Source organism: Sphingobium sp. TomMM7A (assembly GCF_055397305.1).
Map to the genome: position 1 here is coordinate 1,589,115 of NZ_AP027311.1, position 11,654 is coordinate 1,600,768.

The 11,654-nt window shown below is 63.9% G+C and carries 12 protein-coding genes; 3 read left to right on the forward strand and 9 right to left on the reverse strand.

Annotation, left to right across the window (positions count from 1 at the left end; genetic code table 11):
• The 3 genes from fliE to ACZ5ZH_RS08055 all read right to left on the reverse strand — a co-directional run bounded on the left by fliE (position 1) and on the right by ACZ5ZH_RS08055 (position 1,926).
• A complete protein-coding gene (gene fliE / locus ACZ5ZH_RS08045) occupies positions 1-360 on the reverse strand; it encodes a flagellar hook-basal body complex protein FliE (RefSeq protein ID WP_464771144.1) in 360 nt (119 codons plus the stop codon).
• A 12-nt stretch (positions 361-372) separates the two neighbouring features.
• Positions 373-1,611: a sigma 54-interacting transcriptional regulator gene (locus ACZ5ZH_RS08050; protein WP_464771145.1), complete on the reverse strand. Its 1,239-nt coding sequence runs from the start codon at positions 1,609-1,611 to the stop codon at positions 373-375.
• A gap of 87 nt (positions 1,612-1,698) precedes the next feature.
• Positions 1,699-1,926, reverse strand: a complete 228-nt coding sequence (locus ACZ5ZH_RS08055; protein ID WP_460986480.1) for a hypothetical protein — start codon at positions 1,924-1,926, stop codon at positions 1,699-1,701.
• A 14-nt stretch (positions 1,927-1,940) separates the two neighbouring features.
• Here ACZ5ZH_RS08055 and ACZ5ZH_RS08060 point away from each other — a divergent pair, with 14 nt between their 5' ends.
• The 3 genes from ACZ5ZH_RS08060 to mdoH all read left to right on the forward strand — a co-directional run bounded on the left by ACZ5ZH_RS08060 (position 1,941) and on the right by mdoH (position 6,412).
• Complete coding sequence (locus tag ACZ5ZH_RS08060) at positions 1,941-2,768, forward strand: flagellin N-terminal helical domain-containing protein (RefSeq protein WP_460986482.1); 828 nt, start codon at positions 1,941-1,943, stop codon at positions 2,766-2,768.
• Between the two features lie 216 nt (positions 2,769-2,984).
• Positions 2,985-4,469, forward strand: a complete 1,485-nt coding sequence (locus tag ACZ5ZH_RS08065; RefSeq protein WP_464771146.1) for an OpgD/OpgG family glucan biosynthesis protein — start codon at positions 2,985-2,987, stop codon at positions 4,467-4,469.
• A gap of 59 nt (positions 4,470-4,528) precedes the next feature.
• Complete coding sequence (mdoH, locus tag ACZ5ZH_RS08070; protein WP_464771147.1) at positions 4,529-6,412, forward strand: glucans biosynthesis glucosyltransferase MdoH; 1,884 nt, start codon at positions 4,529-4,531, stop codon at positions 6,410-6,412.
• A gap of 94 nt (positions 6,413-6,506) precedes the next feature.
• On the opposite strand, the gene ACZ5ZH_RS08075 is transcribed toward mdoH, so the two are convergent.
• The 6 genes from ACZ5ZH_RS08075 to ACZ5ZH_RS08100 all read right to left on the reverse strand — a co-directional run bounded on the left by ACZ5ZH_RS08075 (position 6,507) and on the right by ACZ5ZH_RS08100 (position 11,618).
• Positions 6,507-7,238 (reverse strand): sigma-70 family RNA polymerase sigma factor, encoded by a 732-nt coding sequence (locus ACZ5ZH_RS08075; RefSeq protein ID WP_464771148.1) that lies wholly within the window; start codon positions 7,236-7,238, stop codon positions 6,507-6,509.
• A 13-nt stretch (positions 7,239-7,251) separates the two neighbouring features.
• Positions 7,252-9,372 carry a flagellar biosynthesis protein FlhA gene (flhA, locus tag ACZ5ZH_RS08080; protein ID WP_464771149.1) on the reverse strand — a complete coding sequence of 707 codons (2,121 nt, stop codon included), beginning with the start codon at positions 9,370-9,372 and terminating at the stop codon, positions 7,252-7,254.
• 9 nt (positions 9,373-9,381) lie between these two features.
• Positions 9,382-10,215 carry a lytic transglycosylase domain-containing protein gene (locus ACZ5ZH_RS08085; RefSeq protein WP_464771150.1) on the reverse strand — a complete coding sequence of 278 codons (834 nt, stop codon included), beginning with the start codon at positions 10,213-10,215 and terminating at the stop codon, positions 9,382-9,384.
• Positions 10,216-10,457: 242 nt separating this feature from the next.
• Positions 10,458-10,766 (reverse strand): hypothetical protein, encoded by a 309-nt coding sequence (locus tag ACZ5ZH_RS08090; RefSeq protein WP_464771151.1) that lies wholly within the window; start codon positions 10,764-10,766, stop codon positions 10,458-10,460.
• An 8-nt stretch (positions 10,767-10,774) separates the two neighbouring features.
• Positions 10,775-11,053: a flagellar biosynthesis anti-sigma factor FlgM gene (flgM, locus tag ACZ5ZH_RS08095; RefSeq protein ID WP_464771152.1), complete on the reverse strand. Its 279-nt coding sequence runs from the start codon at positions 11,051-11,053 to the stop codon at positions 10,775-10,777.
• A 46-nt stretch (positions 11,054-11,099) separates the two neighbouring features.
• On the reverse strand, positions 11,100-11,618 hold the full coding sequence (locus ACZ5ZH_RS08100; protein ID WP_449474667.1) for a flagella basal body P-ring formation protein FlgA: 519 nt from the start codon (positions 11,616-11,618) through the stop codon (positions 11,100-11,102).
• Positions 11,619-11,654 lie beyond the last annotated feature (36 nt).

The following is an 11,654-nucleotide window of genomic DNA, read 5'->3' on the forward strand; positions in this document are numbered from 1 at the left end:
TTATACCGGCATGCTCATAATGTCCTTATAGGCGGACAGGAGTTTGTTGCGGACCTGAAGTGTCGCCTCGAAGCTGACCGACGCCTGCTGCTTGGCCAGCATGACGGCAGCGATATCGGTAGTCTCGCCACGCTCGAACGCGGTAGCCGCCGCGCCTGCTTGGCTCTGCAGGCCATTGACCTGCTGGAGCGCGGAGTTCAGCGCCTCGGTGAAGCCGCCGGGCTTGGTGCCCTCGGCCCCGCCCACACCCACACCGCCGCCGACCGTGCCGGTCTGGGCAACGTCGCGCAGGGCGGCGTTCTTCTGAAGGATGGCGTTGCGTATCGCCATCACGCTGTCAGTCGGGGAAATGCCGGTCATGCCCTACCTCCCTCAAGCCGCTGCAAGTTCGCGCATCTCGGCAAGCCGATAGCGCAGGGTGCGTTCTGAAATGCCGAGTTTGCGGGCGGCGGCGGCGCGGTGGCCGTCCGTTTCACGAAGCGCGGCGCGGACCGCCTCCAGTTTCGACTGGTGAGCAACGTCGCGCAAGCGGACCGGCTCGGCCGGGGCAGGCGCGCCCACGACACGCAGCTGCGGCGCACTGGCGATGTGCAGGTCTTCATCCTCGATCCGGTCACCTTCACGCAGCACGATAGCGCGCTGAAGCACATTGCCGAGTTCGCGGGCGTTGCCCGGCCAGACATGGGCGGCGAGCTTTTCCAGCGCGGCGGCGGTCGGCCAGACGAAATCCTGATGGCGCAGCAGCATGGCGGCGGCGATGGCGGTCACGTCGCCAGCGCGCTCGGCCAGCGGGCGCAGTTCCAGCGGCATGACGTGGAGGCGCCAGTAAAGATCTTCGCGGAAACGCCCGGCGGCGACTTCGGCGGCGAGGTCGCGGTTGCAGGCGGCGATGATGCGGACGTTGACCGGCACCGGATGGGTTGCACCGACGGGAAGGACTTCGCCTTCCTGCAGCGCGCGGAGGAGCTTTGCCTGAAGCGGCAGCGGCAGTTCGGCGATTTCGTCAAGGAACAGCGTGCCGCCGTCAGCCGCCAGGAACAGGCCGTCCGAAGCGTTTGCCGCGCCGGTGAAACTGCCCTTCTTATGACCGAACAGCATCGCTTCCATCATGGTTTCAGGAAGCGCGGCGCAGTTGACTGCGATGAAGTCGTGGGAAATGCGACCCGACTGCGCATGAAGAAAGCGCGCCATGCCTTCTTTGCCCGTGCCGGTGTCGCCCTGGATCAGGACGGTGGCGTCGCTGCGGGCAACCCGGCCAGCCAGCGTCATCAGGCGGGTGCTGGCGGCGTCGCCTACTGCCGGGACGCTCGCGGGGCGGGCCAGCTCGGCGATCAGGGCAAAGGCGAAGGCCATGTCTTCAAGGCCGAACGCCACGCGGGCCGGAAGGCCGTTGGCGGCAGGCACCAGCGAAGGCGCGCCGTCGATCATGTTGATCAGGATGTCGCGATGGGTGGCATGGCCGATCTCGGTCGCCAGAAGGACGCGGCGGTCCTCCCGCTCACGCGGGCTCTGCGCATCGACGATGCGTACCATGTAGTAGGCATTTTCCAGCCAATGTTGCAGGCCCGGAACGAGCGCACAGACACCTCGGCTGACGTCTAACGATGCCATGAAAGTCCCCAATCATTTTGGCCGGACTGTGCCCCCGCACGTTCCAACCCCCCTTCGATGCTCTGACAAATGCCCTTCGCATGGTTATCATCTGGTTAATGCGGCAATAACCTTGCCGGTCGGCGGCAATTTTCTTCCGCTTTCCCGCCGCACGAAGTCGGCTTCTATAGGACGCGCGCGCGTGAAAGCCTTGATTTCCGGGCTTTTTGAACTTTTCTCAAAAAAATCGCGCTCAGGCCTAAAAGCTTTTTCCGCGCCGCCGTTATCCCCTTTCGAGGCCGCAAGCAGCCTGATGGCAGCGACCTGATAGGACATAGAAAGGGAATATCATGACTGTTATCGGAACCAACTCTTCTGCTCTGCGCGCCGCCAACGCTTCGGCTCTCGCAGGCAAGTCGCTGAGCACCGCCATGGAGCGTCTGTCGAGCGGCAAGCGCATCAACAGCGCCAAGGACGACGCAGCGGGCCTCGCGATCGCTTCGCAGATGACCTCGCAGATCAAGGGCATGACCCAGGGCATCCGCAACGCCAATGACGGCATCTCGCTGGCTCAGACGGCGGAAGGCGCTCTCGGCGAAGTCGCCAACATGCTGCAGCGTATCCGCGAACTGGCCGTCCAGTCGAAGTCGGAAACCTACTCGGCAACCGACCGCACCAACCTGAACGCTGAAGCCACCGCGCTGAAGACGCAGATCACCAGCGTCCTCGCCACGACGGAATTCAACGGCGTCCGCATCTTCAACAGCGCGGCCGGCGCAACCTACACCGCCAAGGCCGGCGACGTGGACATCCAGGCCGGCGCCAATTCCGGCGACGTCGTGAACATCGCCTTCTCGGCGCTGACCAACCTTGCTTCTTCGGACGTCAGCACGACGACCGGCGCCGCCACGGCCCTGACCGACGTCGACACCATGCTGAAGGATGTGGCGACGACCCGCGCTTCGCTCGGTGCTGCTCAGAACCAGCTGGAATCGACGGTCAATGGCCTGACCAACAACATCACCAACCTGTCTGACGCCAAGAGCCGCATCGAAGACGCCGACTTCTCGGCCGAAACGACCGCCCTCGCCAAGGCGCAGATCCTGAACCAGGCTTCGACCGCGATGCTCGCCCAGGCGAACCAGAGCCAGCAGAACGTCCTGAAGCTGATCCAGTAATCTGGAATAGCTGAACTGAATTGACCGGCTGGGGTATTGGTCACCTTACAGTCAGTCACGGGAACCCGGCACATCAACAGTCCCCACCGCGCCGGGCAACCAACCTTCGATCGAACGGCCAGCATATCGAAGCCTCCGTCCCCCCGGGCGGAGGCTTCACCGCATTTTGGCCTGCCAAGGCTTGCAATGTGCGGCCATGCGCCCATCATTACGGCCATGATGAAGATTGACCGGCGCGCAATGATCGCCGCCTCAGGCGCCACCCTTCTCCTGCCCGGATCGGCCCTGGCCCAGCAGGGTCGCGGGCGCTTTTCATGGGAAATGGTGATCGCCCGCGCCCAGCGGCTCTCGCGGCAGCCTTATAGGGAAACGCCTCATCATCCCGGCGCCCGCAAGGTCGACTATGATGCCCTCTACAAGGCGCGCTTCCGCGAAGACCGGACCATCTGGGGCAACCTACCCGGCGACACCGGAGTGCAACTTTTCCCGTTGAGCGCTTCGGCTGAACAGCCAGTGGAAATCGAGCTGGTGGAAAATGGCCGCGCCGTCCCGCTGCGTTATGATCCGACGATGTTCGACGCCCCCGCCGACAATGCGGTGCAACAGCTGGGGCCGGACGCTGGTTATGCCGGGTTCCGCGTCATGAATGCGGCGCGCAATGGCGACTGGCTGTCCTTCCTCGGGGCCAGCTATTTCCGCTCCCCCGGCGCCACCAAGCAGTTCGGCCTGTCCGCCCGCGCGATCGCGATCAACACCAGCATTCAGGGCAAGGAGGAATTTCCCCGCTTCATCCATTTCTGGCTGGAGCGCACGGGCCGCAGCAGCATCACCATCTATGCCCTGCTCGATGGCGCTTCCATCACGGGGGCCTATCGCTTCGTAAGCGAGCTGACCGCGCAGGGCGTGCGGCAGGATGTGGACACCGCCCTGTTCCCCCGTCGCGCAATTGCCGAACTGGGGCTGATGCCGATGACGAGCATGTTCTGGTATGATCAGGCAAGCCGCGCGTCGCGCACCGATTGGCGCCCGGAAATCCATGATTCCGACCTGCTCGCGATCGGCAGCGCTGATGGAACGACCCATGCGCGTCCACTCATCAATCCGTCCGCCCCGCGCGTCGATGCCTTTGCCGAACGCAATCCTCAGGGCTTCGGCCTGATGCAGCGGGACCGGAACTTCGACCATTATCAGGATGACGGCGTGTTTTACGAGCGCCGTCCCTCGCTATGGGCAGCTTCGCGCAAACCATTGGGTGCCGGGCAGGTACGGCTCTACGAATTTCCCACCACCAGCGAATATGTCGATAATGTCTGCTCCTATTGGACCCCTGCGGCGGCCGTGCGCGGGGGCGGCAGGATCGACGCCAGTTACCGGCTGGACTGGTCGTCCGCGGGTGGGCCGGCAAAGAGCGGCGCGGTGCTCGCCACTATCTGGACCGGACAGGCTAATGAAGCGGGCGTCGACCGCCTGATCCTCGACTTTTCCGGCGTTGCGCAAGATGCGCGTCCGGATATCTGGGTCGATACGGCAGGCGCTGCATTAGTCAGGAAAGGCGGCTACCCCGTCCTGCATCAGCCCGGCCTCTTCCGCGTCGCCCTCGATCTGCGGCGGGATGGCGGCAAAGCGGCCGATATCCGGGTCCAGCTTCGCTCCGGCAATACCGCGATCAGCGAATATGTGCATTATCCGCTAGGCGCTTGAAGAAACCGGCGGAGACCGGGCGCGTTGCGTCCGTTACGATGACAGAACGGAAACACAAGATGGCGATCATTGGCGGACAGACGAGCGGCGAAGCGGCGCAAGCCGTTGCGCGCGGGTTCGAGCATGTGCCCGCCGAGATGCCCCTCGCCATGCCGGAACAGGATTTCCGGGAGCATCCGCGCGACTTCCCCCATCGGCCGCTGAATATCGACCAATGGGCGCGGCGCATTCTGGTCGTGCTGCTGGCTTTGCTTCCCGCCTCCATTGCGGCTCATGAGATGCGGCGGTCGATTGGTCTGGACGGCATTTCGCTATGGGAAGGCGTCTATCTCGCGCTCTTCATTCCCCTGTTCGCGTGGATCGCCTTCGGCTTTGCGACCAGCCTGATCGGCTTCCTCACGCTTACCTTGGGCAAGGGGCCAGGCGCCCAACCCCATCGCGCGCTGTTCGCTAGTCCGATCCGGGGCCGCACGGCCGTGCTTCTACCCGTCTGTAACGAGGATTTCCTGGGCGTCATGGGCCGCCTGTCGTTCATGGAGCGCTCGCTGGCGCAGGTCATGGGCCATGAACGCTTCGAATTCTTCATCCTGAGCGATTCCAATCCCGCCAATGGGGAGATTGAGCGCCAAGCCTATATGGAAATGCGCAAGGGCTTCTCGCGCCCCGTCCATTATCGCCGACGCGCGCTCAATATCGGTCGCAAGCCGGGCAATATCGCCGAATGGGTGCAGCGTTTCGGCGGCGGCTATGACTATATGATCGTGCTGGACGCGGACAGCGTGATGAGCGGCCAGACCATGGCCCGGCTCGCGCTCGACATGGAACGGCACCCGCATGTCGGCCTCATCCAGACCGTCCCGACGCTCGTAGGCGCGACGACCTTCTTCGCACGCTGGCAGCAGTTCGCCAGCCGCTTGTTCGGCCCCATCTCTGCTGCGGGCATGATCTGGTGGGCAGGGTCCGAAGGCATGTTCTGGGGGCATAATGCTATCCTGCGGACCAAGGCGTTCGCGCAAAGCTGCGGCCTTCCCGAACTACCGGGACGCGCGCCTTTCGGCGGCCATATCATGAGCCATGACATGATCGAGGCCGCGCTGCTGCGGAGGCGTGGCTGGGACGTTCACATGGTCATGGCGGACGACAGTTTCGAGGAGTTTCCGCCTTCCCTACCCGACCTAGCCACCCGCGACCGGCGCTGGTGCCAAGGCAATATCCAACATGTGCCGCTCATCCCCAAGATCAGGGGACTGCATCTGGTCAGCCGCTTCCAGTTGCTGGTCGGCGCTTCTGCCTATTGCACGTCGCCGCTCTGGCTCGCGCTCATGCTGGTGGTGCTGGGCGGCGCGCTGGCTGGCGTGTGGCCGCCGAGCGCCATCCTGCCATCGGGCGGCCTTCTGGCGCTGACGGCGGTGCTGCTGTTCGGGCCGAAGCTGCTGGCGATGGGGTGGGCGATGGCTGACCCCGCCCGGCGCATCGGCTTTGGCGGAGCGGCGCGCATGAGCCGCGGGGTGATCGCCGACATCGCGCTTTCGATCCTGATGGCGCCCGTCAGCATGTTGACCCAGACGATCAACCTGTTCGGCATATTGATGGGCCGGAAAAGCAGCTGGAGCGGGCAAATCCGCGATCGCGACGGCATGTCCATGACCAGCGCCATCTGGCTTTTCAAATATCATATCATGCTCGGCGGCTTGCTGACCGTGCTGGCGATCAGGGGCGGCACATCGGTTGGATGGATCATGCCGGTCGTCGCCGGGCTGGTGCTTGCCCCCGTCCTTGCCGCTGTCACCGCCCGCAAGGATCTGGGGCAAAAGGCCGAACGCAGCGGGCTGTTCCAGGTGGCAGAGCCATGGTGGCGGGCACAAAGCTATCGTCCACCGCACTATCCCGAACAGGTCCGAGGGGCGGCTCCGCTTCAGCAGGCAGTCGCGAACGATAGGTGATGAACACCGTCATGCCAGCGAAAGCTGGCATCTCAGGCGAGAGCAAGCGACATAGCCTCACGAGATCCCAGCTTTCGCTGGGATGACGCCTCGGTCAGTCCCACTCGCGTAATTTCTCGCGCAGCTTATCCAATGCAGCTTTCTTGATCTGGCAGACCCGCGCCGCGCCAATGTCCAGCGCCTGGCCGATTTCCTCCAGGTTCAATTCCTCGACAAAATACAGCTGCAACACCAGCGCCTCACGCTGCGGCAGTTCGCCGATGCACCCGGCTAGCGCAGCCTTGAGCGACTCCCGCTCCATGACGTCATCGGCGCGATCTTCCACGTCGGCAAACCACATGGACTGGTCGGAATAAACCTCATCCATGCTTGTGTGCTGCACCATCTCGCAGCTGTCGGCGAGTTCGCGATAGGCGGCCGCCTCCATGCCCATCTCGCTCGCCATTTCGGCTTCGAGGGGCGTGCGGCGCAATTGCTGTTCCAGCCGGTTGCGGACCGCAGCCAGCCGCTTGCGGTTGGCCATCGCCGACCGGGCGATCGTCGCGCCGCGCCGCAGATGATCGATCATCGCCCCCCGCACGCGCATCTGCGCATAGGAGGCGAAGCCAAAGCCGCGATCTTCAAAACCGTTTGCCGCCTCGACCAGCGCGACCATGCCGATCTGCAGCAAATCCTCGACCTCGACCGCGCTCGAAACCCGGCCATGCACATGCCAGGCGATCTTGCGCACCAACGGCATATAGCGCCGGGCGAGTTGTTCGGGGCTATTGTTCGACCGGCCGTAGGTATTGGCATCGGAACCGGCGACGACCTTTTTCATGAACATGGGTCAGGCTCCTTTAGGCCACGCGTTCGCGCGTTGGCAGCGGATCGTGGCGCGGCGCAGGCCGCTGTTCGCCGCCGACGACAGCGACGACCTCCACACCCTTGCCGTCGGGAATTTCCAGGAAGGACAGCACCGGCGTTTCGGGCAGATGCGGCTTGAACAGGCGGGCAAGCGCGCGGCGCGCCACCGGCGACGTCACAATGGCAAAGTTCCGCGCCTGACCCATGATCGGCCGCGCAGCCTGCACCACCGCTTCGATAATGCGGTTTGCCAGCGCCGGTTCGATCGGGTGCTTGGCATCGCCCGCAACACGCATCGCCTGGGCAAGCAGTGCTTCCAGATCGCCATCCAGCGTGATCACGGGCAGCGGCATCTTCACCGGTACGAGGCCCTGAATGATGAGCGCGCCGATGCGCTGGCGGACGGCTTCGACGAGCTGCTCATGGCTCATGTCGGGCCGCGCGGCATCGACCATCGCCTCGCAGATCCGGCGGAAGTCCTTGAGCGCAATACCTTCGGAGAGCAGCGCCCGGCAGAGCGCCGAAATCTGCGTCAGGCTAAGCGTGCCGGGGGTCAGGCCATCGACCAGCTGCGGCGCGGCGTCCTTCAGATTGTCGAGCAGCTTGCGCGCTTCGTCCAGACCGAACATCTCGCTGGCGTTCATGGCGATCAGTTGATTGAGGTGGGTCGCGACGACCGTCGGCGGATCAACGACCGTATAGCCGCAGACCACCGCTTCGCTGCGCTTGGCGGCAGAAATCCACACGGCGTCCAGCCCGAAGGTCGGGTCCTTTGCCTCACGCCCGGACACCACGCCTTCCAGCGCGCCACTGTCGAGCGCCAGCAGATCGTCGGGGAAAATCTCGTCCTCGCCCACGACCACGCCAGCGATGGTGATGCGATACTGGTTGGGTTCCAGCGCCAGATTGTCCTTCACACGGACCATCGGCACGACGAAGCCCAGCTCCTTGGACAACTGGCGGCGGATGCCGGTGATGCGGGCCATCAGCGGCGCGCCCTTGCGCTCATCGACCAGCGAAATGAGGCCATAGCCGATCTCTAGGCCCAGGATCGCGCCGTCCGACACGTCGTTCCATTCGATGAGCGCAGGGTTAGCCGGTTCCGGCATCGGCGCAGGCTCGGCGGCCTTGGCCTTCGCGGTCTTGCGCAGGTGCCAGGCGATATAGCCCGCAAGTGCTGCGGCGGGCAGGATGATCATGTGCGGCATGCCGGGCAGGATGCCGAGGAAGGTCAGGATCGCGGCGACCGGCGCCCAGGCCTTGCTCGATCCGAACTGGCCGGTGATCTGATCCGACAGCTCCTGCTCGCTACCGACGCGCGTCACGATGGCGGCGGCGGCGATGGAGAGCAGCAGCGCGGGAACCTGCGCCACCAGCGCGTCGCCGATGGCGAGGACGATATAGGTCTGCGCCGCCTCACCCATCGACAGGCCGTGGCTGACCACGCCCAATATGATGCCGCCGACGATGTTGATGGCGAGGATCAGGATGCCCGCGACCGCGTCGCCCTTCACGAACTTCGACGCACCGTCCATCGAACCGTAGAAGTCGGCTTCGGTCGCTACTTCACGGCGGCGGACCTTGGCTTCTTCGGGGGTCAGCAGACCGGCGTTCAAGTCAGCGTCGATCGCCATCTGCTTGCCGGGCAAGGCGTCCAGCGTGAAGCGCGCGCTGACTTCCGACACGCGGCCCGCGCCCTTGGTGATGACGACCAGGTTGATGATCATCAGGATCGCGAACACGAAGATGCCGACGACATAATCGCCGCCGATCAGGAAATGACCGAAGGCCTCGATGACATGCCCCGCCGCGTCCGATCCCTCATGGCCCTGCACCAGCACGACACGCGTCGATGCGACGTTCAGCGCCAGCCGCAGCAAGGTCGCGAACAGCAGCACCGTGGGAAAGCTCGAAAAATCCAGCGGCTTGGCGGCATTCAACGCCACCATCAGCACCGCCAGCGAAATCATGATGTTGGTGATGAAACCAACGTCCAGCATGAACGCGGGCACCGGCACCATCATGAACAGCACGACCATCAGCGTCGCGATGGGCAGCACGGCCCCCTTGGCGGCGCTCATCCAGATCTTCGCTTTGACTTGGGCGGGAGTCATATCGGGCCGTTACCTTCCGAGGGTGGCGAGCATGAGATAGGCGAGACGCGCGGTTTCCGGCTGCGGCTTGATGCTGACATCGGCCGCAGTGGCGAGGCGCTGGGTTTCGATCCGCACATAGTCGGCGGGCTGCACCGTCTTCGCGCCTTCGGGCAGCCCAGAAGACCCAGCACCATCGGCATATTGGATGGGGCCGGTGTTGATCGAATCGACGCCGCGCTGAAGCTTCGACGCGAAACGGTCGCGAATCTCGGCAAAGCTGCGGGGACTGCCCGAGCGATCGTAGAAGATGGAGCGGTTCGCCCGAGCAGCCGCCGGGAACATCGACGCGGCGGTCGCGTCAGGCGCGCGATCATGCACGGACAGGAACTTGCTCGCGCCACCGACGCCCAGGAAATGAGCGAGGTAAAGATCGACCGGCTCAGCCTCACGGCCAAGCCGCTGTTCCAGATAGGCCTTGTTGTCGGCGGCATGCTGCGCCGCCATGACGGAGGCGGTTTCGGGATGGTTGCGCAGGTCCAATATCTGCTGCCGCATGTCCGGATCGGCGACATAATAGCGGCCATTCTGGCCCCGGCTGATCATGTCGGCCGCCCAGCCCAGCCCATATTCGCTGCCATGCTTGTCGATGACGGCAAGCCAGCTCTGGTCGACAAATTGGTATAGACCCCGCGCCGACGAAGTGCTCGCACGCGCCGTGGGATTGAGGCTGCTCTCGATCTTGGCCTGCCCCAGCAGATAGGCGAAGTCCACGCCCGTCCTGCGGCTCGCCATAGCAATCGCGTTCGTCACGCGATTGCCGGTCGAAGCGCCTGTCACTGATATGTCTGCAAAAGCCGACAAATGAAAAATCCCCGTTGGTACCGGGGACCATTAGAGCAAGCCTTATGCCAAGATTTGGTTAACGCGCGCTCCATAAATATTGATGGCGCGTTCAGCATGCATGAAAAAAGGCGCCGTGGGGCGCCTCGTTTCCAACATCAAAACTGTACAACCGTTCGGGCTGAGCTTGTCGAAGCCCTTTCCTTCTTCAAGAAGTAGAGCCCTTCGACAGGCTCAGGGCGAACGGAAATAAGTGTAGCTCGTTACCGCCCGTAAACCAGCGGAGCCTGCGTCGACCCATGCGCCGCCAGCAAAGACAGCCGCTGCCCCGCATGATCGGTCAGCACATTGATTCGCACCCGCGCCGCTTCGATCATCGGCAGCAGTGCCGTCACCCTCTCACGAATCGCGTCATCCGCGCGCCATGCGCCGATCGCGCGCACTGCGGCGGCGCTCCTGCTCACATGAGATGCGGCGGCATCGATTGCCGCCACGTCGGTGCCATCAAGCGCCGCGCGCAGCTCCTCGAACGCCGAGAAAAGATCATCCAGCGCTGCAAGCCCGAGCGGCATAGACTATCTTACCCGTTAACCGACAGGTCGAGCGCGAGCATCTTGTCGGCAATCGCAGCCGGATCGACCGGATAGTTGCCCGACGCGATAGCCGCCTTGATCGCCGCGACGCGGTCCATATCGACCGGCGCGCCTTCTGAAGCCATGCGGGCAGCCGGGCTAGCCGATGCTGAAAATGACGACACGCCTACCGATCCCTTGTCTGAAAAGGTCCGCGCCTTGCCCCCTTCCCGCAAGCGGGAAGCCTCTATGGCGGCGCTCATATTCTGGCCGACAGATTTGATCATGGCTAACTATCCTTCACTCGTCCCGCTCATCCTATAACGGCAGCGTTCAAAAATCATTAAATCCCGGAATGCGCACCGTGCCCATTTCCACGACTTGCGCCAGAACGGGCGCTGCTTTCTTGTCCTCGCGCACGCGGATGGTGTCGCCCACGGCGCCATCTTCATCCGCGATCATCACGCGCGAGACGCTGAAACTCGCATTGCCAGCGATCAGCTGGACGGGGTCGCCGCGCTTGACCACCATGTCGCGCTGCGCCGGGCGAGCAGGTGCACCATAGCGGGCGACCGGCGTCACAGCACCAGCCCCACCACCGCTCAGCGGCACACGTATGCGCCAGCCAAGGGCGTCGCACTTCACGATCGCCGCGCCGAAAGTCGGCCCTTCAACGCTAGGCGTCACCGGACAAGCCGCCAGCCGCAGCCGCCGATCGACCGGCGCGACAGGGCCGCCTGGCTCACCGATATTGGCGCCGACGGTCATCGCGACCAGCCCGTCCAGGCGATCGAGATTCTCGAATTTCTGCTGGGCCAGCGCAGGCGGAGCAGCCGCTGCGGCCAGCACCATGGCGGCAATGAAGGGCAGCTTGTTCACAGCATATCT